Source organism: Pseudoalteromonas peptidolytica, assembly GCF_012641745.1.
GTDB lineage: Bacteria > Pseudomonadota > Gammaproteobacteria > Enterobacterales > Alteromonadaceae > Pseudoalteromonas > Pseudoalteromonas peptidolytica.
Window position 1 is genome coordinate 25,104 of sequence record NZ_WEHZ01000019.1, and the last position, 23,234, is coordinate 48,337.

The 23,234-nt window shown below is 44.3% G+C and carries 17 protein-coding genes; 10 read left to right on the plus strand and 7 right to left on the minus strand.

What is annotated here, in order from left to right; translation table 11 throughout:
* The first annotated feature begins 9 nt into the window (after nucleotides 1-9).
* Both F9Y84_RS13225 and F9Y84_RS13230 read left to right on the plus strand, forming a co-directional pair.
* Nucleotides 10-2,097: a TonB-dependent siderophore receptor gene (locus F9Y84_RS13225; protein WP_225740787.1), complete on the plus strand. Its 2,088-nt coding sequence runs from the start codon at nucleotides 10-12 to the stop codon at nucleotides 2,095-2,097.
* A gap of 51 nt (nucleotides 2,098-2,148) precedes the next feature.
* Entirely contained in the window at nucleotides 2,149-3,516 is a 1,368-nt protein-coding gene (locus F9Y84_RS13230; protein WP_128729782.1) for a PepSY-associated TM helix domain-containing protein, read from the plus strand.
* Here the strand turns inward: F9Y84_RS13230 and dhbA are convergent.
* From dhbA to fhuF, 6 genes are all read right to left on the minus strand, one after another.
* The gene (gene dhbA / locus F9Y84_RS13235) at nucleotides 3,491-4,255 is read right to left on the minus strand and encodes a 2,3-dihydro-2,3-dihydroxybenzoate dehydrogenase (RefSeq protein WP_128729781.1); all 765 of its coding nucleotides are present in this window, start codon (nucleotides 4,253-4,255) and stop codon (nucleotides 3,491-3,493) included. The genes F9Y84_RS13230 and dhbA overlap by 26 nt on opposite strands.
* The gene (locus tag F9Y84_RS13240) at nucleotides 4,245-5,549 is read right to left on the minus strand and encodes a condensation domain-containing protein (protein WP_147390831.1); all 1,305 of its coding nucleotides are present in this window, start codon (nucleotides 5,547-5,549) and stop codon (nucleotides 4,245-4,247) included. The genes dhbA and F9Y84_RS13240 overlap by 11 nt, the downstream gene beginning before the upstream one ends.
* Complete coding sequence (locus F9Y84_RS13245) at nucleotides 5,549-6,415, minus strand: isochorismatase family protein (protein WP_128729779.1); 867 nt, start codon at nucleotides 6,413-6,415, stop codon at nucleotides 5,549-5,551. Before F9Y84_RS13245 ends, F9Y84_RS13240 begins: the two co-directional genes overlap by 1 nt.
* A 9-nt stretch (nucleotides 6,416-6,424) precedes the next feature.
* Entirely contained in the window at nucleotides 6,425-8,041 is a 1,617-nt protein-coding gene (locus tag F9Y84_RS13250) for a (2,3-dihydroxybenzoyl)adenylate synthase (protein ID WP_147390832.1), read from the minus strand.
* Nucleotides 8,028-9,242 carry an isochorismate synthase gene (locus F9Y84_RS13255; RefSeq protein ID WP_147390833.1) on the minus strand — a complete coding sequence of 405 codons (1,215 nt, stop codon included), beginning with the start codon at nucleotides 9,240-9,242 and terminating at the stop codon, nucleotides 8,028-8,030. The genes F9Y84_RS13250 and F9Y84_RS13255 overlap by 14 nt, the downstream gene beginning before the upstream one ends.
* 79 nt (nucleotides 9,243-9,321) lie before the next feature.
* Nucleotides 9,322-10,080, minus strand: a complete 759-nt coding sequence (fhuF, locus tag F9Y84_RS13260; protein ID WP_147390834.1) for a siderophore-iron reductase FhuF — start codon at nucleotides 10,078-10,080, stop codon at nucleotides 9,322-9,324.
* Nucleotides 10,081-10,179: 99 nt separating this feature from the next.
* Between fhuF and F9Y84_RS13265 the strand changes: the two genes are divergently transcribed.
* The 8 genes from F9Y84_RS13265 to F9Y84_RS13300 all read left to right on the plus strand — a co-directional run bounded on the left by F9Y84_RS13265 (nucleotide 10,180) and on the right by F9Y84_RS13300 (nucleotide 22,305).
* Nucleotides 10,180-11,814, plus strand: a complete 1,635-nt coding sequence (locus F9Y84_RS13265) for a cyclic peptide export ABC transporter (protein ID WP_147390835.1) — start codon at nucleotides 10,180-10,182, stop codon at nucleotides 11,812-11,814.
* 359 nt (nucleotides 11,815-12,173) lie between these two features.
* Entirely contained in the window at nucleotides 12,174-12,854 is a 681-nt protein-coding gene (locus F9Y84_RS13270) for a DNA-3-methyladenine glycosylase I (RefSeq protein WP_147390891.1), read from the plus strand.
* A 20-nt stretch (nucleotides 12,855-12,874) separates the two neighbouring features.
* Nucleotides 12,875-14,296, plus strand: coding sequence for a protein adenylyltransferase SelO (locus F9Y84_RS13275; protein ID WP_128731738.1), 1,422 nt, complete (start codon nucleotides 12,875-12,877; stop codon nucleotides 14,294-14,296).
* The gene (locus tag F9Y84_RS13280; protein WP_147390890.1) at nucleotides 14,297-16,075 is read left to right on the plus strand and encodes an ABC transporter ATP-binding protein; all 1,779 of its coding nucleotides are present in this window, start codon (nucleotides 14,297-14,299) and stop codon (nucleotides 16,073-16,075) included.
* A gap of 151 nt (nucleotides 16,076-16,226) precedes the next feature.
* Entirely contained in the window at nucleotides 16,227-17,276 is a 1,050-nt protein-coding gene (locus F9Y84_RS13285; protein WP_147390893.1) for an OmpA family protein, read from the plus strand.
* A gap of 310 nt (nucleotides 17,277-17,586) precedes the next feature.
* Nucleotides 17,587-20,184: a bifunctional aconitate hydratase 2/2-methylisocitrate dehydratase gene (gene acnB, locus F9Y84_RS13290; protein WP_147390889.1), complete on the plus strand. Its 2,598-nt coding sequence runs from the start codon at nucleotides 17,587-17,589 to the stop codon at nucleotides 20,182-20,184.
* A gap of 243 nt (nucleotides 20,185-20,427) precedes the next feature.
* Nucleotides 20,428-21,060, plus strand: coding sequence for a 2OG-Fe dioxygenase family protein (locus tag F9Y84_RS13295; RefSeq protein ID WP_128731741.1), 633 nt, complete (start codon nucleotides 20,428-20,430; stop codon nucleotides 21,058-21,060).
* 9 nt (nucleotides 21,061-21,069) lie between these two features.
* Nucleotides 21,070-22,305, plus strand: coding sequence for a cysteine desulfurase-like protein (locus tag F9Y84_RS13300; RefSeq protein WP_125251349.1), 1,236 nt, complete (start codon nucleotides 21,070-21,072; stop codon nucleotides 22,303-22,305).
* A gap of 450 nt (nucleotides 22,306-22,755) precedes the next feature.
* On the opposite strand, the gene F9Y84_RS13305 is transcribed toward F9Y84_RS13300, so the two are convergent.
* Entirely contained in the window at nucleotides 22,756-23,217 is a 462-nt protein-coding gene (locus F9Y84_RS13305) for a Crp/Fnr family transcriptional regulator (protein WP_147390888.1), read from the minus strand.
* Nucleotides 23,218-23,234 lie beyond the last annotated feature (17 nt).

The following is a 23,234-nucleotide window of genomic DNA, read 5'->3' on the forward strand; positions in this document are numbered from 1 at the left end:
AAGGAGATTATGACGATGCAATCAGTAGGTAAGCGATTACTGATATTAGCCAGTATTGTTCCGCTATCCAGTTGGGCAGCAGAGCAATCACTGGCAAGTGAAGATATAGAGGTAATAGAAGTGCTTGGACGAGATTCGGAAAAGCATTTTGCTACGTATACGTATTCCGCAACTAAGACTGCTGCTGATATTTTAGATTTACCGCAATCCATTAGTGCAGTGACCAAAGAGTTAATTCAGCAACAGGGATTGATGCGCCTGAATGATGTAACGCCTTTTGTTAGCGGTGCCAGTGAGTTTTCGGTATACAACGATATTACTATTCGCGGTTTTCGCAGCCAAGATGATCGTCGCCTCAATGGTATGCGCACGTACAATGACTTTTGGTCACAAACAGCCATCGCGCATGTCGAACGGGTAGAAGTGATAAAAGGCCCAGCCTCTGCAATTTTCGGTGATGCCAGCCCCGGTGGTGTCATTAATACGGTAACCAAAAAACCGCTCGCAACCAGTCGCCATGAGCTAAGTGCTCGTATTGGGAGTTATCAAGATAAGTATGTGGCGCTTGATACCACTGGTGCTGCGAATCAATCTGAGTCAATATTATATCGCTTAAATGTTGGTTACGAAGATTCAGAATCTTTCAGAAATCAAGCGTTTAACAAGGGGTTGTTGGTCTCTCCAAGCGTTACTTTTCTTGCCAGTGATACCCTGAAGCTAAACTTGGAGTTTGTCTATTCAGACAGTGAGGGGATTTTAGAACGAGGCCAGCCCAATATTCGTGGTAGTCAACAGTTGGGCGCGGTGCCAATCGAAGTCTCGGCCACCCAGCCTGGGGACCATTTAAATACTGAAAGTTTGATTAGTAGCCTTGCCGTTGATTATCGTTTTAGCGACTCATGGTGGCTAGCTGTACAGTATATGCACCAAGATAGTGACCAAGATTTAATCGAGCATGGTATTGGAAACTATGTTGATGGTTCTGACTCTGTGGTGAATCTGCGTTACATTGATCGTAACTCTGAAGCAGAGTCGGACTCGTTCTCCAGTTATCTAAATGGTAATTTCTATACTGGAAACATCGAACATAACGTTGTCATTGGTTATGACTATATTGACAGGTTTAGAGAATCTAGTCAGCGTGTGGCCAATAATGCAATACAGTTCGATATTCTAAACCCGGTTTACCAACATCGCGATACGGCCAGTTATAATGCAACTCAGCGCCCTGTGTTTGGGGGTAACCTACAAAGCGAAGGGATTTATATACAAGACCGCATCGTGCTTGGACAATGGTCGCTATTAGCCAGTTTACGTGAAGAGCGCTTTGACCTTGATAATACGGGTGGTGGTAGCTCAAAAGACAGCCAGTTACTGCCAAGGCTTGGCACTGTATACAAACTGTCAGATACGCAGAGCTTTTATGCCAGCTGGATGCAAGGGTTTGAGCCACCTCCACTGTATTCAAATAACCCTGAGCAAGGTGGACCATTTAAGCCACAAGATAGCGAATTATACGAAGCCGGTTTTAAGGCACGTTTATTCAATGATAACTTACAAATAACAACAGCAATTTATCAAATTACTCGTGAAAATGTTGTGCTATATGATGCTGAAGCATCAGCTAAAATTGATTTCGCTCGCTACATGTATCGTCAGCGTGGTGCTGAGCGGGCGAGAGGATTTGAGTTTGATCTCAATGGTCAATTGAGCGAACAGTTCTCAATTATTGCTAACTATGCTTACAACTCAGCAAAAGTAACCAAAGATCTGAATGACAGTGAGATTGGGAAACGCAAAGAAGGTGCTGCTAAGCATATGGCGACCATTTGGTCGCGGTATCAATTTAATGATAATTGGTCTGTAGGTATTGGCGCCAACTACGTCGGTGAGCGTCCGACATCGTCAGAAGGACTATTGCTGCCAAGCTATGTGCTGTATAACGCGGGTATTTATTATCAAGCGGATGACTGGAAAGCATCACTGATAGTAGACAATCTATTTGACAAAGTACATTGGACTGGCGGTTACAGCTATAGCCAGCTATTCCCAGGTGATCCGCGTAGCGCGAGCTTAGCGATTAACTATCGATTCTAAACAAGGAGAGTGAAGTACGCGCTGTTGCGACTTCCTTTTTAGGTGAAAAAAATGACAGCAAAACAATGGTTCAGTTGGCATAGTTTAAGCGGCGTTTGGTTCGGCTTACTATTATTCGTGATCTGTTGGACAGGGGCATTTGCTACCATTTCTTATGAGTTAGATTGGCTATTTGATGATACGGTTCGTGCGCCAGAGAGCAGTCCTCAAGTGAGCTTGGCGAGTGCATATGAAAAGGTGCAAGAGACTTATCCGGACGCGCGAATCGGGATTGCTTTTGCAGGTGCTGAGGCACATTTTGCGCACGACTTTGTGGTGCGCTTACCCGACAACCCATGGCAACATATTTATGTTGATCCCTATACCGGGAATATTCAAGGCGAAACGAGCTTTTTGAATATTCAACGGTTTTTCCGAGACTTTCATATGCACTTCTTTGGTGTGTTCGATAGTATCGTTTCTTACTATTTGGTTTTGGCGTTTGCAATTCCGATCACCATATCAACACTGACGGCACTGTACCTTTATCGAGGATGGTGGCGTAAATTTTTTACATTAAAACTCAGTGGAGACACTCGCGCGAAAGTCGCCAGTACCCATAAATTGGCTGGAGTATGGAGTCTATGGTTGGCTGTGGTCATTGCCGTGACCAGCATGTGGTATTTATTTGAGTTTGTTAGGATGGACTTAGCTGATGGCAAAACGGCATATACTGATGTTGGGCAGTTCGCTGTAAATCCATTGCCTGAGTTGGCAGCACAAGATAAACCTCAACTATCAGTGGTGACACTCGCAGCTAAGGTTAAAGAAGCGCGACCAGACTTAGATATTAGAGCCATCCGCTATTCTGGCGGTTACTTTTATGCTGAAGGCCAGGCTAATGATGTATTGGTCAGAGACCGCGCTAACAAGGTTTATGTCAACCCATACACAGGTGAGATAGTCTATAGCCAAACTGCATCTAGCCAAGGGTTATATTGGCGATTATCTGACACTGCGGATCCCTTACATTTTGGTAATTTTGCAGGGGTTTGGGTAAAAATACTGTGGTGTATATTTGGCTTAGCGCTGTCATTTTTAGTGCTTAGCGGAACCTATATGTATGTTAAACGTCAGTTGAAACTGCGTCGCAAAGAAGATCTTCGCGGTGTGAAGGTGTCTCTGGGGTTAAGCGGTGCACTGCTGTTGTGCATTGGATATTATGCCTACCACACACTGATGGGGTATGGCATTGCTGGCCAGTTCCCGGTGTTGCCATTGGGCTCTAAACTATTTTTGGTTGTATGGACATTATTAACGTGCGCCATTATCGCTATCTGGATAAAAGCGTTGCTGAATCTATGTCGCGAAGCAACGCTCGTGAATAAGCCTGAGGCTAAGCCTAAAGCGAAGCCTAAAGTGTCGCACCACCATCTATAGTGAGCACTTGCAAGGTAGTATGCGAACTCAGTGATGAAGCAAAAAATAACACTGAATTGGCAATTTCTTCTGGTGTCGCCAGTTTTTGCAGTGGGATCCCAAGCTTGTATTGGCTTGCAAAACCCTGAATAACTTGGTCGGCACCTGAATCATCTAACCACATACCGGTTTGCATCGGGGTTAATGTTGACCCCGGTGCGATAACATTGGCACGTATGCCATAAGGGGCTAATTCTAACCCCGCGGTTAGGGTCAATTGTGTTGCAGCAGATTTAGAGGCACAGTAGGCGGCCATACTTTGACGTGGTGTATGACTGGCATTTGAGCTAACCGTTACAATACTGCCGAGACCTTGCTGTTTGAAGTGACTTGCACAGGCTTTTAGAAACACAAACACGGCTCCTGCGTTAACGTGTTGACAGTGCTGCCATTGCTCTAATGAGTGCGACTCTAATTCACCTAACTCAAGTACCCCTGCGACATTAAGTAAATTATAAGGGGCAAGACCCTGCTGGATAAGCTCAGTCAATGTAGCTTGTAGTGTTGTTAAGTCTTCGAGATCGCACTGTACTGCTTTAAACAGGTTATGAGTACGGGGAAATTGTTTATCAAAACCAACAACGCGCGCGCCAAGTTGAATGAATTTTTCCGCAATACTTTGACCTATCCCTTGGCCTGCACCTGTGATCCAAACCACCTTATTGCGATACTCCTGTTGCAGCAGACTATCAAACCCCATGTTCTAACTCCTGTGTAATCGCGTTACAAGATAAAGCCGGTGTGCGTGTCCAGCGACTCGCGGTTGAGACGATGGCCTGTGCAATTGCACTAATTTGCTGTGATGAATATCTGGCATGGTTGTAATCAATATCAAACTGCGCTGGCTCATCACCATTTAGGTAGATTTGGATCATCAGGTCATCAGTGGTACCTGCACTGAGAATGTGACTACGCGTTGTTACCTCGCCATAACGAGGATGACTGGTAAACGGTAGAATGTTAATTGTCGGGCCGCTTATTTCAATGGACTTACCTTGTTGTTTACGGTCGCGCTTTAAGTGCTCTACGCGGTAGCACTGTAAGGATTTAAGGCGCTTAATTTGTTTATTGATGTGCTTTGCAACATGCTTTAGCCCATCCGCCGACGGCAAAGTCAATGGTAATGGCAGAACATTGCTTTGTACCGTCGGACAGGAGAACTCAATAGCACAGTGGCGATTCATCATCACAAGCCCTAAGGTGACTTCAAAGGTACTGTGCTTGGCGGCTAACACGGCTGCAATGACGCTCAGTAAAATTTCACTTGGGGCGGCATCCACATAATTTGCGGCAGATTGTAACGTTTGCCATTGGGGACGTGTTAACCCGAAGTGATAACGTTGATTAGGTGCTGTGATCGCGGCTTCACTATGACTAAAACTTTGTGACGGTGGGTGTTGATCCAGCCACTGGTTTAAAGACGCTTTAGCCTCGGATAGACGTTGTTGGTATTTGTCGCTGGTGTGTAAATCAAGTAGCTGTTGTTGCGTGGTAAATTGGCAATGAGGCATAGGTTTACCCGCGTTTAATGCGTTATAACAGCGAGTTAAAGCTTGATGAAATAGCCCAAAGCCATAGCCATCTAGCACGATGTGATGGCCAACAATAAAACAATAATCTTGGCTTGGCGTACGTACTAATTTAAATTGCATTAAGCAGTCAGTAGCCAAATCAAACGATTTGCCGAGCGTTGTGGCAACCTGCTGAGACATAAACTCTGCGACTGAGACAATATCATGGTCAAGATATTCGATGTTCAATGAGGGCTGAATGTTTCCCACAATAATACTGGGGGTAAAGCTGTCATCATGAATAAAGTGACTACGTAATAACTCTGTTTGCTCAAATACATGATGCAGCGCGGCTTTAAACAGCGCGGCATCGATTTTACCGTGAAACTCTAAACACTCGGCAACATTAAACAAATTACCTTGGCCACTGATGGTATGCAGTAGCCACATGGCATGCTGAGAGTCAGTTAATGGCAACGCCATTATTCAGCCATCCGTGTTTCTAACAGCTCCACCCAAGCGGCAAGCGTTGGTACTTGTGCAAGCTCGATGAAATTAGTCTCAATACCTTGTTGCTGCCACAAAGAAATTAAATTCATGACTTGTACAGAGTCTAAGCCGTAATCAATGAGGCTTTCATGTTCATCAAACTCATCAGGTTCACAATCAATTAATGGCAAAATAAACGCTTTTAATCCGTCTAGAGTGGTCAAGTCTGTACTGGCTTCACCAATAAGCTCTGCGGTGGTAAGCACTTTACCTGCACGTTGACTGATGATGTGAAGTGCCATCATATGTTCATCTTTGGTGAAATCTGCGATTGCATCTGCGACAACAAAGGGTTGGATATCTCGCATAAACGCATCTATTGCTGTGGTCATTACACCGATATGACCATAAATACCGACAATCAATAGTTGATCACGCTGCTGAGCTTGCAGTTGGCTTTCAAAATCACATTTTTGAAATGCGCTATACCGCCACTTGGTCAGTACCGTGTCTTTTTCTGTGGGGGCAAGTGCATCAACGATAGGTTGCTGGCTGGGATCTTGTAGTCCAGCTCCCCACATATCAAGTAGTAAGCCGCGCTCATTACGACCTTGTTTAATTGGCTGAGCGGTGTAGTAGACTGGAATATCATGCTCATAACAATACGCTTTTATACGTTGAATATTTTCTATCATGGCGGTGACTAATGGGTTGTCTTGGCCATAAAAAGAAACAAAATAATGCTGGACATCATGGATCAATAACGCTGCACGGTGTGGCTCTAGCTGCCACTCTACGCGATTTGGTGCAAGCTCAGCGGCGCGCGGCAGAGCATAGTGATTTAATTTAGGTATACTCATGTTACTTCTCTAAAATTGTGGGGTAGGTTGCTGAACTTCGGTTTCGTTACGAAGCTGTTTTTTATCGACTTTGCCAACAGGCGTTAACGGTAAGTTGTCTATAAACTTAAACTTATCTGGCACTTTGTAGTCAGCGATACCCTGCTCGCGCAGGTATTTTCGAAGTGCAAGTGCTTTAACTGGTATACCAGTAAGAAAAGCAAAACTTTTTTCACCTAACGTTGCATCTGGCATAGCTACAATCGCGGCTTGTTGAATATTTGGATGCCCGAGTAAAAGGTTCTCGACTTCTTCTGCTGCGATCTTTTCACCACCACGATTGATTTGGTCTTTCACTCGACCGGTGACGATGAGGTGGCCAGATGGTAAACGTTTTACCAAGTCTCCGGAGCTATAAAAACCATGCTCATCAAAGGCACTTTGATTATGTTCAGGTGAGCGATAGTAACCGCGAATTGTATAAGGCCCTCTTGTTAAGAGTCGCCCTTCTTCACCATCTGGTACTAAGTTACCTTGCTCATCGACGACTTTGATTTGATCGTCTTCACTGATTGGTCGACCTTGTGTATGAAGGATATGCCAAAGATCATCATCATAGCGGGTATAGTTAACCAACCCTTCAGCCATGCCAAATACTTGTTGTAGCTGGCAGCCAAGTAGTGGCTTAACTTGCTCTGCAATGGTCAGGCTTAATTTAGCGCCACCCACTTGAATTACCGCGAGGCTTTGTAAGTTATGTGCGCTTTTTGGTGCGTGCTGTAACCACAGTTGTAAGGCTGGAGGAACTAAAGCCGTATGGGTAACTTGGTATCTTTCTATTAACTGGAAGCAACTGCTTGGGCTGGGATCGTTTGCCATCACAACAGTGCCGCCTGCGGCAAAAACCCCAAGTGCGCCAGGGGAGCTTAGTGGAAAGTTATGAGGCGCAGGGAGGGCGCATAAATAAACATGTTGCTCTGTTAATTCGCAAATATCTTTGCTGGCGACCACAGAGTACAAATAGTCATTGTGGGTTCGCGGAATAAGTTTAGGTGTTCCTGTACTGCCGCCCGAAAGTTGGAAGAACGCCACGTGTTCAGGGTTTAAATCAGGGGCAATAAATGCGCGGGGCTGAAGGTAGGCCTGTTTTAATAGGCTATTACCTTTGGGGTGATCCACCAACGTCGTGCGAATACTTGGGTACTGTTGTTGTAATGTTTGAATAAAAGCGTCATCACGATACAGCTCATGCGCTGAAGAGACAATCAGTACTGTTGGTTCAAGTTGCTCGCAGTAACTGTTAATTTCTGTCTGTTTATGGCTAAACAGCGCACATACGGGGGCTGCGCCTAACTTTAGCAAAGCAAATAAGCTAATATAAAATTCAACTTGGTTTGCCAGTTGAATAAGCGCAGTATCTCCTTGCTGGATCCCTTGAGCGGCAAGGTAAGCAGCCAAGTGATCGCTATACGCTTCAAGCTCTTGATACGTCAAACTACGGTGAGCATCAATAACGGCTGGTTTATCGCCATGTTGTGCGAGTTGATCACTGATGACTGAAGTTAGCGGGCGGTCTTGCCAATAACCTTTTTCACGATAGCGCTTTGCTAGCTCAGGGGGCCAAGGGGTAAAATCAATTTGCTTCATGGAGTTTATTTCTCATTGCGTAGTATGTTTGCTTTATTTCGAGTGCATTCAACATGGTATTGAGTTTTGCCTCTGTTTCTAACCACTCCGAGCGGGGATCAGAAGCCGCCACTATGCCTGCGCCAGCAAAGAGTGTCGCAGTGTGTTTATATAGCTGCGCACAACGTATTACCACTACCCATTCACCGTTACCCTGCTTATCAAACCAGCCAATTATTCCTGAGAATAAGCCTCTGCTATGTTGTTCTAGTTCCGCTATTTTTGGATAGGCAACAGAGGTCGGCTTACCGCATAGCGCAGGGGTGGGGTGCAGTTGGTTGGCAATCATCAAGCTGTGAGTTTCAGGGTGTTGTAAGGCACCAGAGATCACAGTGGATAAATGCCACATTGTGGCAGTACTTAATAATTCCGGCTGGGCAGGAATCTTCAACTTACTGCAGAATGGACTAAGTACTTGCTGGATGTCTTCAATGACCACAGCATGCTCATATCTATCCTTTTTCGATGCAAATAATACGCTGCGTCGATGGGCTTCTTCCTTTGGACACGGATCTCGTGGAATAGACCCTGCTAATGGGTTGGTGGTTAACGCTTCAGCTTGCTTTTTGAGTAACAGCTCAGGGCTTACTCCCATTAATGTCGCGCCATCGAGCGTCGGGAATGAAAAGTGATACCCTGACTGACTTTGCTGCAATAAATTACGCAGTACCAAGTGGTGATTTATTGGCTGCTCGAAATCCAGCTGTGTTTGCTTACTGAGTACAATTTTGTCTAGCTGCTCGCTGTCGAATAATTGCTTCGCTTGGACAACCGCTTGCTCAAATTGCGCCTGCGATTGAATGTCTGTAATTGCTGATAGGTGGTTCTTTTGCCCATGAACAGGAGCCAATTCAGCATCAAACCAAGCGTTAAACGCGGCTTTATCCCAGCGCGATACCTTTTCCGGAATGATGACTTGTGCCTGTTCTGTTTTGCAAAACGGCAGTGCTGCAAATGCGATGGTGTCATCAGGCAGGTCACGCATGTTAGCGGTAATGTTGGCAACCAGTTGTGCGGTATCGTTGATCGGTAGCGTAATGCGTTTGCGCACGCCTTGACTGACTAGGCAGTGCGTTCCTGTGGTAAAGAGGCAGTTTTTCTCTGGGTTAAACTGCGCGGCTTTTGTATATTGTTCGAGCTGAATAACTTGACTGAAGTCCATGAGCACACCTCGCTGACAAAGCAGCAGTGAAAACGAATTAATTGACATCAAGACGAAGGTAAACAATAAAGATTTAGATTTATATGCCGTTAGTTGCCATCATTGTTTTATACAGAGCTCGCTGTTGTTGGCGTGCATCGGCATGATGTGGTTGTTTGGGGCAGTCACGGCAAAGCTTGCTATTACTTACCTTGTGTAAAAAGCAACAGGATGCTCTTAATTGATAAGGGCCATGTGTATCACTAAGCTCGATTCGAGGCGCGTAAAATGGGTTACGCAGTTGTCCTAAGTATTTTGACTGGCTGAGGGTCTCAAAGTCTTCCTGCGTCTCTTTGCGCCTGCCAGTATAATGAAGGATTGTGGGGAAAAACTGCCTTAGTCTAAAAGCGCAATTGCTCCATAAAACAGGTTCAGGCACACCAAAGTGCTGTACTAAGAAACGATGTAATGGCACCAAGTGCTCAAAGATGAAGCTGTCGTATTTTTCCAAGGTAGGCTGCGAAGCCATAGCGGTGCCTTGGTGTGGTAATTGTAGCTGCCAATGATTGGTGTCTATGCTTACCTGCTCAGTTGCAAAAGGCAGTTTACGATTTAACACGCTGTGTACAAACAGCACCGAAGGCATGATCTGTAAGGTGTAGTGCATATGCCATACCGAAGCTTGTGCTCTTTTACCTTTCACTCCTTTGGCAGCACTGAATTGCGCAATTGCCTCGCTAAGTGTCACTACGCGCTCGAGTTGTTGAGACAATGGCGTTTGCGTCTCGCTGATTAATGAAACGCCGCGTGCGTATTGTTCAAGTGTTGGTGACAAGTAAGGTTTGAGAATAGGTAACATGATTTAGGCTATCGGGTTTTTAATATATGACGCGATCCAAGTGAATTTTTTTAGTTCAAAGTCGTCCTGTAAGGGATTTGATCATCCTTGGGAGAAATCGTGTTAGTTTTTCTGATAAAAAAGACTTGGCAGCGCTTTGTTGCGACAGCGCTTAGCAGTATTATTTTTGGCATTATCAGTGTTTCATTGGTAGCACTGATCAACGAAATTATTAATGCTAATGGTGAACGCCAAACTGAGTATTTTATGGTGTTTGCTGCGCTTGCCTTAGCGGGTGTTGTGGTACAACTTATTTCCAAGTTGGTCGCTGAGCAGCTCAGTGAGCATAGTCAGGCTGAATTGCGAAAGTTAGTTGCAGATAAAACCATAGAAGCGAAAATCAGCAATATAGAAGCGCAAGGAGACGCAAAGATCAAATCTTGCTTAACTGAGCATAGCCTCAAGGTTGCAGGGTTTTTTATGAGTATGCCAGGGATTTTAACAAATGCCATGATAGTCTTAGGTGCTTTTGTATACATGGCGTGGCTAGATTGGGTTATCTTTCTTTTTGCGCTGCTCACCTTAGTACTTGGCTCGGTGAGTTATAGCTTTGCAAACAATATAGCCTTCAAGAAAATTGCTAATGCAGCGGCGATGCAGGATGGCCTTTTCCATCAGTTTGATGCCATAACAGACGGCATTAAAGAGCTTAAGCTTAATCGCAGTAAGCGCACGTTTTTTAAACAAGAAGTCCTCCATCCAGCCATAGATGCCTTGCGTAAAGAACGTATCGAAGGGGTATCAATATTACACATGGCATCATCGTGGGGTGGCTTTTTAATTTTTACTTTCATTGGTGGCGCACTTTTCTTCCTTTCACAGCAAACCGGTGAAGAGAGTCAGCGTATTATGTCGGGCTTTGCATTATTGTTTTTGTATATGCTTACGCCTCTTGAAACCTTACTTGCCAACATACCCAGAGCATTTGCTGCACAAGCCTCTGCGAACACCATTAAGACACTAAGTGATGAGCTGGTCAATGAGGATGAGAGTCGGGTACCAGCACTTGCAAGCTTTGAACGCATTCAATTACAGTCGCTATGTCATCGCTACTATCATGAGCAAAGTGACGATATATTTTCATTGCAGCCGATTGATATTGGGTTTAAAAAGGGTGAGTTGATTTACCTAGTTGGTGGTAACGGCAGTGGCAAGACTACTTTTGCTAAAGTGCTGTGCGGCCTATATGAAGCTGATGAGGGGCAGATCAAAGTAGATAATCAAGCGATCACATGCACTGATTTAGATGGCTATCGGCAGTTGTTTAGCACTGTGTTTGGTGACTATTACCTATTTGATCGCCTGTTAAACGTGCCATGTGAACAATTGGAGCAAAAAGGTAACGCGCTAATTCGTAAGCTGAATCTACATCATAAGGTAAGTATCGAGGCTGGCCGTTTTACCACGCAGCGTCTTTCTCAGGGTCAGCGCAAGCGCCTTGCACTGGTCGTTGCTTATTTAGAGGATCGACCGTTTTACTTATTTGATGAATGGGCTGCTGATCAAGACCCTGTTTTCAAAGATGTATTTTACCGAGAGTTGTTACCAGAGCTGAGAGACAAAGGAAAAACAGTACTAGTCATCACTCATGATGATAAATACTTTGCTTTGGCAGATAGATTACTCAAGATGGAAAATGGCTGTTTAACAGAGGTAACACAATCACCTGTTACACCAATACCAACGCTCGCTTAATACCAATTTGACTTAATACTTGCTCAATTTGAAGGAGTAAATCTGACGCTAACAGCGTTAAAAATTTCTTATTTATAACAACTAAATAGCAAAATTTTTGCCTTGCCTACACGGATGTAGGTACCTTGGCGATAGCAGGACGCGTTAGCGGGGTTATCGACAAGATTTTCTCGCCTCAAAATAGACCACTTAATTAAGCAAATTGGTATAACTTTCCTATTCCCCTAACTTTAATTGGCCGTTGCGATCCCCAACGGTCAATTATCAACATATCTTGTTGCTATTTGTAGAAAACCTCTGACATCAATATTTCAGATCAGTTACCCTGTAATAACTATCCAGTAAATTCAGTAGCGAGCATGAACGTATTCGACAATATTTATCAAAGAGCTGCTCAGCGCAAAGGTTCGGAAGCGGCACTTGCAGCAAAATTAAGTAAACCGTTAAGTCCAGAAAGCCTACGTGCGCTCAGTGATGACCAATGGCTGGAGGAATTTACCCGAAAAGTATTTCAAAGTGGCTTTTATTGGTCTGTCGTTGACAGCAAGTGGGAAGGGTTTAGAGAGGTTTTTTGGCAGTTTTCTATCGACAAGCTACTGATGATGTCACCAGAAATGTATGAACAGCGTAGTCAAGATGAACGTATCATTCGTAATGCCAAAAAAGTGAAAAGTATCGCTGATAATTGTCATATGATTTTTGAAGTACAGCAGCAGTATGGCCGCTTTAGTGAGTTTGTTGCTAGCTGGCCTGAAGATAATATTGTTGGATTATGGTTGTATCTGAAAAAACATGGTGCGCGTTTGGGGGGTAATACAGGTCCTTACGCACTGAGAGTTTTGGGAAAAGACACCTTTTTGTTGAGTAAAGATGTAGAAACGGTACTGCGCGCAGAAGCTGTTATTGATGGTGGGCTACAAAGCCAAAAGTCATTATTAGCAGCACAACAATTTTTCAATGAAATGCGTCAGTATAGTGGTTTCAGTCTACAAGAATTAAGCCAAATCGTAGCGATGAGCGTAGGTGAAAACGTTCGCTAGTGAAAGAGGGAGAAAGTTGGATGGCGTTTTTTCAGCCCTATCAAGGCACAGAGCTGCTTTTTGATGAGCAGCCTACAAAATTTAATCAACCCGTTTTGCTGTTAAAGCATGCTCCTTTATTGGAGAAGTTGGGTCTTAGTCATGTTGACGATACAGCACTGGCGGCATTGTTGAGTGGCCAGCAACCGCTTGGAGAGATTAAGCCGGCAAGCCTAGCATATAGTGGCCATCAATTTGGTCAATTTAACCCACTGCTAGGAGATGGTCGCGCTCACCTTATTGGTGGGGTTAAACTTGAAGATGGCACACAATATGACCTGCACTTAAAAGGCTCTGGTGCAACGCGCTTCTCGCGTGGTGGTGATGGTTTTTGCGCGCTGGGCCCTGCTGTTAGAGAGTTTATAATGAGTCAGGCAATGGCTGCGCTTGGGGTGCCAACAACAGAGTGCTTATCGGTAGTCACAACCGGCCATCGAGTTTATCGTCAAACTGAGGTGCCTGGTGCTGTGGTGTGTCGTGTGGCTAAGAGTCATATTCGTATCGGCACTTTGCAATATCTTGCCACTCAAGAGAATCAGGCGGGGCTATGGCAACTGTTACAGCAGCTAGGTGTGCAATTATTTGACGGTTTAGCGGTGCGCTCGGAGCGTGATGTGCTTGAACTGTTCCGTGAGGTATGTGAGCAGCTGGTGGACTTGGCGGTAGAGTGGATGCGAGTGGGCTTTATTCATGGCGTTATGAACACAGACAATATTTTGCTCAGTGGTGAAACCATAGACTATGGTCCGTGCGCCATGATGGAAAAGTTTGATTTTAACGCAGTATATAGCTCAATTGATAGGCAGGGGCGTTATGCGTTTGGCAATCAACCAAATATCATGAACTGGAATTGTGCGCGACTGGCGGAGTCCTTGTTGGTGTTGTGGCAAGATGAGCAGCAGGGTATCGCAGCTCTAAGTCAAATATTGACAGAGTTCTCAGAGTCTTTTAATCGTAAATATAAAGACATGTGGGCGGCAAAGTTAGGAATTGACGAGTGGCACGATGCCGATGATGTTTTACTTGCCGACTTGCTCAAGCTAATGACTGAGCATTCACTTGACTTTACTAATACCTTTGCAGCGCTTACGAACACTTTGCTTGGAAATCCAAATAAGACCTTACAAATACCCAGTGAACTGGATAGTTGGCAGCAACGTTGGCAGCAAAGGCGTGCGTCAGATGATGTCGCGACGCACTTGATGAGTCAAGCAAATCCAATTTTGATCCCTCGAAACGCACTGGTAGAAGCTGAGATTGAACAGTTTAATCAGAGTGGGTCGAGTGAATCGCTTGATGATTGGCTACTGGCACTCAACAGCCCTTACGAATATAAGGACTATCCTGAGATGTGGATGAAGGCATCCACACCCGCACACTATAAAACTTTTTGTGGAACCTAAATGGCAAAAAATCAGCTTTCTTGGCAAGAGATCAAAGATAAGGTACTTGAGCAAAAGCGCCCACTAATTTCAGCGCACATTATTGCGTTGTTTGCGGCCTTGGTCAGTGTGCCCATTCCGTTAATGATGCCGCTGCTAGTGGATGAAGTGCTACTTAACACTCCAGGCCCTGCCGTGAATTGGATGAACTCAATACTGCCACAGCATTGGCACCAGCCGAGTGCTTATATCATTGTTATTTTGCTGGCTGTTATTGCCATGCGACTTGCTAGTTTAGTATTGGGGGTGATGCAGTCTCGACAATTCACAATTATTGGCAAGGGGATTAGTTATGAGATCCGTGAACGCTTGCTCTCTCACTTGCCTAAGGTGCAACTCAAAGAGTATGAAAGTCAAGGTGGTGCGGCTATTAGTTCACGTTGTATCACGGATGTGGAAACATTAGATAAGTTTATTAGTCAGACCTTGTCTCGCTTTTTGATAGGGTTACTGACCATCGTTGGTACTGCAGCTATCTTACTGTGGATTGATTGGGTGCTTGGACTGGTTATTTTGCTACTTAATCCTGCGGTTATCTATTTTTCTCGGCAATTTGGTAAACATGTTAAAGAGCTAAAAAAGGAAGAAAATGCAGCGTTTGAGGCATTACAAACAGCGTTAGTAGAGACGTTAGATGCAATTTCTCAATTAAAAGCGGTACGTCGTGAAGGCACTTACTTTGAACAAGTTAAAGTAGCTGCCAAAGATCTCAAACATTTCGCTGTGCAGTCACAATGGAAAACGGATGCCGTTAATCGCCTAAGCTTTACGGTGTTTTTGGTTGGGTTCGAGTTTTTCCGTGCTGTTGCCATGTTTATGGTGGTGTTTTCTGACTTAACCGTAGGGCAGATATTTGCGGTATTTGGATACCTGTGGTTTATGATGGGACCGGTTCAGGAAATCTTGGGTATTCAATATGCTTATTATGGGGCATCAGCGGCATTAACGCGGCTCAATCAAGTATTTAATTTTGCCACCGAGACACAGTATCCTGCAACGCATTCGGTGTTTGATTCTGCTCAAGTGGATATTAAGTTCAACAATATTGATTTTGCCTATGTTGCAGAGCAGCCCGTACTAAAACAAGTTTCGTTACACATTCCAGCAGGTAAGAAAGTGGCTCTGGTGGCGGTCTCTGGAGGAGGGAAATCAACATTAGTGCAGCTGCTGTTAGGGTTATATGAAAAGCAAAGTGGTGATATTCACATTAATGATACACCAGTAGAGCAAATTGGCTATGACGCTGTAAGAGATAATATTGTCACTGTATTACAACAACCCATACTCTTTAATGCCAGTATTCGTGAAAATCTGGCAATGGGAAGAACGGTAGCTGATGATGTGCTTTGGCAAGCGTTACAAGTTGCAGAACTTGCCAGCACTGTAATGATGTTGGAAGACAAGTTAGACGCCCAAGTCGGTCGCAATGGTATTAAATTATCAGGTGGACAGAAACAGCGACTTGCCATCGCCCGTATGGTTGTTGCGGATCCAAAAGTGGTGGTATTGGATGAAGCAACATCAGCGCTTGATATTGAAACAGAAGCCAAAATTCATCGTAATTTACAGGCTTTCTTAGCGAGCAGAACCACGCTGATTATCGCTCATCGCTTGAGTGCAATTAAACAAGCCGACTTAATTTATGTGCTTGATGACGGTTCTGTATCCCAATATGGAGCTCATGATGAACTATTACAGGAACAGGGGCTCTACCGTATCTTGTTTGGCCATCAGCATTAGTGGATATTTGGCGAAAATTCTGGATGTAACGTTAAGTAAACATTAATAGACAAGCTAATATTATCTCTGCAACGTAATCAGTCGGCGCATTTTCTGATAGACTGTCAGAGTCAATACTCAATGCGTTAACTAACAGAGATGGGAAGGAATGATGAAAATTAAAACTTTGAGTTTACTAGTTGCGATGGCTGCATCAGCCACTGCACATGCAAATACCACCGAGCCAACTGAAGGCGTATATCTTGGGGTGTTTGGTGACTACTATGATGCCGACTGGCAAAATCACCGTGACATGGCTGGTTTAGATGTTGAGGACTCAACGGGTTGGGGTGCTGAAATTGGCTACCGCTTTGATAAGTTTTGGAGCGGTCGTATTGAATATGCAGACATGGACTTTGATTTAGGTGGGATCAGTAATGGTTCGCTTGACGCTGAGCGCTATGGTATCGATGGTCTATATCACTTTGATGGTGGCCCATTCTACGGTCTAGTTGGTTTGAAAAAAATGAACTTAGATGCCATTTCAGATAACACCTTCGCAAACTTAGGTGCGGGTGTACGTCACCACTTTACTGAGCACCTATTTTTAAATGCTGAGGCTGCTGTGTATCAGGGGTTAGAAGCTGGTTTTACTGATGTAGGTGGTAAAATTAGTATTAACTACTCGTTCGGTAGTGCAGGTAAATCAGAAGCAGTTGCACCAGCTCCAGCACCTGTTGTTGCACAAGCACCGCAAGACAGTGATAAAGATGGCGTAGTGGATAGCGAAGATAAATGCGCAAATACACCAATGACGGATGCAGTTGACGCGTCTGGCTGTACTTTGTACGAAACGAAAGAAGACAAAGTGAGCCTGCTAGTGCGTTTCCCACACGATGATGCCACTTTCTCTCAGCAATATGTCGATGACATCAATGCTGTAGCTAAGTTCTTAAAAGAACATAAAAACGCAGACGTTTTGATTGAAGGTCACGCGTCAGCTGTCGGTGATGCTGATTACAACCAACAACTGTCTGAGCGCCGCGCGAAAAACGTTGCTGAAAAACTCGTTGATATGGGTATTGATTCAATGCGTATTACCACAGTGGGTTACGGTGAGGAGCGTTTGAAGAATCCAGCAAATACGCTAAAAGCACATGCGGAAAACCGCCGTGTAGAAGCGCACGTTTCTTCTAAAGAAAAAGTAAAAGTTAAGCGTTAATGCTCACTTAACTTATGCGAAAAGGCTCCTATTGGAGCCTTTTTTGATCCAATTAATTGCGCGCTTTTACAAAATTTAAATGATTCTCGTTTGACTAATATTCATCAAAATATACTTGTTTCACTATGCTTATTCATAGTATTTATAGTGACTATAAGGCGAGGTATCGCATGCAAGATTTTCATCTATACTCAAAGACCTTATAATTGTTCATTATATTTTATGGTCAAGGGAATGGTTCAGCCGGTTTCACTAATAACCGCAGCCAGATCATTTACTTGTCTGTCCACGTCACCAAGAGGGCAATATTGTGCTTCAAGAATATCGTAAACACGTAGAAGAGCGTGCCGCGCAAGGTATCGTGCCTAAGCCGTTAGACGCGCAGCAAACTGCTGACCTTATCGAATTATTAAAAACTCCACCGGCTGGTGAAGAAGAGTTTATTGTTGATCTATTCATTAACCGTGTACCGCCAGGTGTAGATGACGCGGCTTATGTAAAAGCGGGCTTTTTGGCTGCGGTAGCGAAAGGCGAAGCTGACTCTCCACTTATTTCAAAAGAGTATGCAGCTGAGCTACTTGGCACCATGTTGGGTGGTTATAACATCGCGCCAATGATTGACCTATTAGACGATGCAGCACTTGCACCTATCGTTGCTAAAGGTTTATCTCATACACTACTGATGTTTGACGCATTCTACGACGTAGAAGAAAAAGCAAAAGCTGGCAACGAGTTTGCTAAGCAAGTTATTGAATCATGGGCAAATGCAGAATGGTTCCTTGAGAAGCCAGCGGTTGCAGACAAAATTTCTGTAACTGTATTCAAAGTAACGGGTGAGACAAACACAGATGACTTGTCTCCAGCTCCAGACGCTTGGTCTCGTCCAGATATCCCATTACACGCACTGGCTATGCTTAAAAACGAGCGTGATGGTATCAACCCAGACAAACCTGGTGAAGTAGGTCCTATCGCACAGCTTGAAGCGCTGAATGGCAAAGGTTTACCGCTGGCATACGTGGGTGATGTTGTTGGTACCGGTTCATCTCGTAAATCTGCAACTAACTCAGTACTTTGGTTCATGGGTGATGACATCCCATTCGTACCAAACAAGCGCGTTGGCGGTGTCTGTCTAGGTGGTAAAATTGCACCTATCTTCTTCAACACCATGGAAGATTCAGGTGCACTACCTATTGAACTTCCAGTTGACGAACTAAACATGGGCGACCAAATCGACATCTTCCCATACGAAGGTGTAGTTAAGCGTCACGGTACAGACGAAGTTATTTCGACTTTCTCACTAAAATCAGACGTAATTCTTGATGAAGTGCGTGCTGGTGGTCGTATTCCACTTATCATCGGTCGCGGTCTAACAGACAAGGCACGTACCTCTCTTGGTCTTGAAGCTGAAGACATCTTCCGTAAGCCAAAACTAGTGGCGGATTCTGGAAAGGGCTTTACCCTTGCACAGAAAATGGTAGGTAAAGCATGTAACATGCCGGGTGTACGCCCAGGTCAATACTGTGAACCAACAATGACAACGGTAGGTTCTCAGGATACCACGGGTCCTATGACGCGTGATGAGCTTAAAGATCTTGCTTGTCTTGGCTTCTCTGCTGACCTGACAATGCAGTCATTCTGCCACACATCAGCTTATCCTAAGCCAATCGACGTAAACACACACCACACACTTCCTGATTTCATCATGAACCGTGGCGGTGTATCGCTACGTCCAGGTGACGGTGTTATCCACTCGTGGCTAAACCGTATGCTACTACCTGATACAGTAGGTACAGGTGGTGACTCACATACTCGTTTCCCGTTAGGTATTTCATTCCCAGCAGGTTCTGGTGCGGTAGCATTTGCAGCTGCAACAGGTGTAATGCCACTTGATATGCCTGAGTCAATCCTTGTTCGCTTTAAAGGTGAAATGCAGCCAGGTATCACACTACGTGACCTAGTACACGCTATCCCTTATTATGCAATTCAGCAAGGTCTATTGACGGTTGAGAAAAAAGGTAAGATCAACGAATTCTCTGGTCGCATCCTTGAAATCGAAGGTGTTGAACATCTAACTGTTGAGCAAGCGTTCGAACTATCTGACGCTTCTGCAGAGCGCAGTGCAGCAGGTTGTACCGTTAAACTTTCACAAGCGTCTATTGAAGAGTACCTAAACTCTAACATCGTGATGCTTAAGTGGATGATCTCTGAAGGCTATGGTGATGTACGTACTATTGAGCGTCGTATCACTAAGATGCAAGAGTGGTTAGCAAACCCAGAGCTAATGACAGCAGACGCGGATGCAGAATACGCGCACACTATTGAGATTGACCTTGCAGATATCAAAGAGCCAATCCTTTGTGCACCGAATGACCCTGATGACGCACGTTTACTTTCAGCGGTAACCGGTGAGAAAATCGATGAAGTATTCATCGGTTCTTGTATGACTAACATCGGTCACTTCCGTGCAGCTGGTAAACTACTAGATAACTTCGGTGGTCGTCTACCAACGCAACTATGGGTTGCTCCACCAACGAAGATGGACCGCGATCAGTTAACTGACGAAGGTTACTACGGTATTTATGGCCGTGTAGGTGCACGTATCGAAACGCCTGGATGTTCACTATGTATGGGTAACCAAGCACGTGTTGCTGATAAAGCAACAGTGGTGTCTACCTCTACTCGTAACTTCCCTAACCGCCTAGGTACAGGTGCAAATGTATTCCTTGCATCAGCAGAACTTGCAGCTGTCGCTGCTATTCTTGGTAAATTACCAACACCTGCTGAATATCAAGAGTATGCAGAGAAAATCAATGCAACGGCTGCTGACACGTACCGTTACTTGAACTTCCACAAGATGCCTCAGTACACTAAAAAAGCAGACTCAGTGATCATTCAACAAGCAGTTTAATTACGCGTTTAGAATACATTGAGATAAAAAGCCAGCACTTGCTGGCTTTTTTTATGCGCATAAAACGCTCAAATTAAATGGTGTTATCAAGCTTTATTTTAAATCTAGATAAGTAATCTATTAAAGTTGCAATTAGTGGGTTTTTATTGCGTTTTAGTGATTAAAATCCCGTTTTTTTAAACAGTAATTTTCTCTAGTTTTATTAGAATTATCGGCAAATTCTCATCAATGGGCGAGAGGATCATGACAACAGTAAACAACCAGAATTTATTACAACTACGCTTTTTACCACAGCAGCATATTGATGCAGTGAAGCCGTATTTTAGCCAGCTTCCAGACAACCCTTATGCTGATGGCGCATTTAGAAAACGTCGCTACTCGGTGGTAAAGTTCATCAATAATGAAGTAACATTACAGCCAACCAAGGCCTTTGTGCAAGACGATTCAATTAATACCTTTCAAGGCAATGTTGAGCGTGTTTACGAAAACCTAGAACAAGAGATGCTAAATACCGATGGTTTCAAGCATATGCTTGCAGAATTTAAAACCATGACAGGTATTGCAGATGACACCGATATTGAGGTGCATCAGTTCCGCATGCTGGCGATAGAAAGTGATACGCCTCCAGCCCCTGAGGGCGTGCACCAAGATGGCTTTGACCATGTGTGTGTATGTGGTGTTTCGCATGAAAATATTGCTGGTGGTGAATTATTGGTATACGAGCATAAAGAAGCCGAGCCATGTTTTAAAATGGAAATCAAAGATGGTCTATTTGCACTGGTGAATGACCGTGAAGTGTGGCATAACGCAACACCAATGAATAAGCTAGATGCCGAGCAAGTCGGTTACCTAGATTGCTTCGTGTTTACAGCCTAAGAGGGTAGTATGGATTTAAATCAAGTGCGTCGTCAGTTTCCTGCGTTGATGCAAAGTGTCGGCGGGACTGCTCCTATTTTTCTAGATGGCCCTGGTGGCTCTCAAGTACCACAATCTGTGTTGAGCGCGATGTCAGCCTACCTTGGTTACTTCAACTCCAACTTGGGTGGCGCATTTTTCTCAAGCGACAAAACGGTCAGTTTAATGAATGAAGCCCGCCAAGCGGTGGCGGACTTTTTGAATGCACCGAGTGTTGAGCAAATCGTTTTTGGTGCCAACATGACTAGCCTTGCATTCAGCTTTAGCCGAGCCGTGTCACGTGATTGGCAAGTTGGCGATGAAGTTATTGTGACCAATGCAGATCACTATTCAAATGTATCTTCATGGCGTCAAGCTGCTGAAGATAAAGGGGCGACTGTACACACAGTTAAGGTAAACGAAACCGACTGTACGCTTGATTTGGCACAGCTAGAAGGGTTATTAAATCATAACACGAAGTTAGTTGCTGTTACGTATGCCTCTAATACCACAGGTTCAATCAATGACATCAAGCGCATTGTCGAGCGTGCGCACCAAGTGGGTGCGTTAGTGTTTGTTGATGCTGTTCACTATGCGCCACATGAATTACTTGATGTTCAAGCACTAGACTGTGATTTCCTTGCATGCTCAGCCTATAAGTTCTTCGGCCCACATGTTGGTATCGTTTATGGCAAACGAGAGCATCTAGAAGGCTTTACACCATATAAAGTAGAGCCTGTAAAAGATATTATCCCTTATCGTTGGGAAACGGGTACTCAGAGCTTTGAAGGAATAGCAGGTGTTGTGGCTGCCATAGACTATATCGCCTCTTTAAGCGAAATGAGTGCCGATACGCCGCGTCGTGATAAGTTAGTGGAAGCTTTTGCACGCATCAAAGCGCACGAGACGCAACTGAGCCAACATTTCTTGACGCGTTTAGCGGAGTTTAAGCAAATTAAGCTATTTGGTATCGCATCGCTCGATAGGTTAGCAGAGCGTACACCAACGTTTGCGCTGACATTTGACGGCATTGCACCTCGTGAGGTTTCTGAGTTTTTAGGTGCAAAACACATGTGTGTATGGGATGGTCACTTTTACGCGCAAGGGTTATGTGAGCAACTAGGCGTAATGGACAAAGGCGGTGTTGTTCGCATCGGCTGTATGCACTACAACACGATTGCTGAGTTAGATCGACTATTTGATGCGTTTAGTGAATTATTAGCGTAAGTCGCATCAACATAATGGGAGCCAAGGCTCCCATTATTTATTTCCCAACAAGATCACATGGAGTCGTGTTTGTTGGAAGCTAATTTGATACGCTCATATTAGCGAACTCAAAGAGAGGGAAGCACTCATTGGTAAAGGATATAAATAATATCGGCAAGATAGTGGCCATACCGGTATGTTGTGGGCTGTTAACCATTTTAATGATTTATGCGTATCAGTTTCCGGTTCCAATGGTTGGGATGGTGAATGAAACGGATTTAACAAGTTCGAATTTTTGGTGGACGGCAGTACTCGGTTATCTCTTTTACGGATTTATCTGCTTTACTATCCCGCTGATGATGCTTATTCAGTATGTCATTTCAAAGTCAAAGTGGATTACAAATCACAGCGGGCAAGACAAGCTGCTTTGGTGTAGTTCCATTCTTTTATGTTTTGCTTGGGCGACGCTGCTTAGTCTGTTGCCTCTTCAATAAAGGCATTAAGCTTTGCAATACGATGACTCATGCCTTCAATCAGCTTGTCTTTAATTTTTTCTCGGATCACATTGGGCAAGCGCGTAAGAGCATCAGGAGTAATAGCTAATATAATGCTGTCTTTTACCGCTTGTGCACTGGTGCTGCGCTCTCGGTTTGTGATAAATGCGCCTTCACCTAAGAACTCTCCGGGTCCGACTTTGCCTAAGTCATGAGCGGCATCTTGTTTAAAAATCAAAAATTCGCCGCTTAATACAATATAAAGACGATTGTCTTTTTCAAAGCGTTTAAAAGCGTGGCGCTGCTGTGGTACCAGATATAGATGGCTAAAAGACTCCAAGAGCACCTGACGCTCTGCCAAGGTAAATTCTTTAAAAAAGGCTAAGCGATTAATAATCTCTAGCTGTTTTATCAGTGGGACATTTTCAAGTAACTTCATGCAAATGATTTATCATC

What these genes read in the sequence shown, in the direction of transcription:
- F9Y84_RS13250 (WP_147390832.1), bottom strand. Translation starts at nt 8,041, where the DNA reads ATGAAGCAAATTGATTTTACCCCTTGGCCCCCTGAGCTAGCAAAGCGC.
- F9Y84_RS13255 (WP_147390833.1), bottom strand. Translation starts at nt 9,242, where the DNA reads ATGGACTTCAGTCAAGTTATTCAGCTCGAACAATATACAAAAGCCGCG.
- F9Y84_RS13240 (WP_147390831.1), bottom strand. Translation starts at nt 5,549, where the DNA reads ATGGCGTTGCCATTAACTGACTCTCAGCATGCCATGTGGCTACTGCAT.
- F9Y84_RS13275 (WP_128731738.1), top strand. Translation starts at nt 12,875, where the DNA reads ATGGCGTTTTTTCAGCCCTATCAAGGCACAGAGCTGCTTTTTGATGAG.
- F9Y84_RS13245 (WP_128729779.1), bottom strand. Translation starts at nt 6,415, where the DNA reads ATGAGTATACCTAAATTAAATCACTATGCTCTGCCGCGCGCCGCTGAG.
- dhbA (WP_128729781.1), bottom strand. Translation starts at nt 4,255, where the DNA reads ATGGGGTTTGATAGTCTGCTGCAACAGGAGTATCGCAATAAGGTGGTT.
- F9Y84_RS13285 (WP_147390893.1), top strand. Translation starts at nt 16,227, where the DNA reads ATGAAAATTAAAACTTTGAGTTTACTAGTTGCGATGGCTGCATCAGCC.
- F9Y84_RS13270 (WP_147390891.1), top strand. Translation starts at nt 12,174, where the DNA reads ATGAACGTATTCGACAATATTTATCAAAGAGCTGCTCAGCGCAAAGGT.
- F9Y84_RS13300 (WP_125251349.1), top strand. Translation starts at nt 21,070, where the DNA reads ATGGATTTAAATCAAGTGCGTCGTCAGTTTCCTGCGTTGATGCAAAGT.
- fhuF (WP_147390834.1), bottom strand. Translation starts at nt 10,080, where the DNA reads ATGTTACCTATTCTCAAACCTTACTTGTCACCAACACTTGAACAATAC.
- F9Y84_RS13295 (WP_128731741.1), top strand. Translation starts at nt 20,428, where the DNA reads ATGACAACAGTAAACAACCAGAATTTATTACAACTACGCTTTTTACCA.
- F9Y84_RS13230 (WP_128729782.1), top strand. Translation starts at nt 2,149, where the DNA reads ATGACAGCAAAACAATGGTTCAGTTGGCATAGTTTAAGCGGCGTTTGG.
- F9Y84_RS13280 (WP_147390890.1), top strand. Translation starts at nt 14,297, where the DNA reads ATGGCAAAAAATCAGCTTTCTTGGCAAGAGATCAAAGATAAGGTACTT.
- F9Y84_RS13225 (WP_225740787.1), top strand. Translation starts at nt 10, where the DNA reads ATGACGATGCAATCAGTAGGTAAGCGATTACTGATATTAGCCAGTATT.
- F9Y84_RS13305 (WP_147390888.1), bottom strand. Translation starts at nt 23,217, where the DNA reads ATGAAGTTACTTGAAAATGTCCCACTGATAAAACAGCTAGAGATTATT.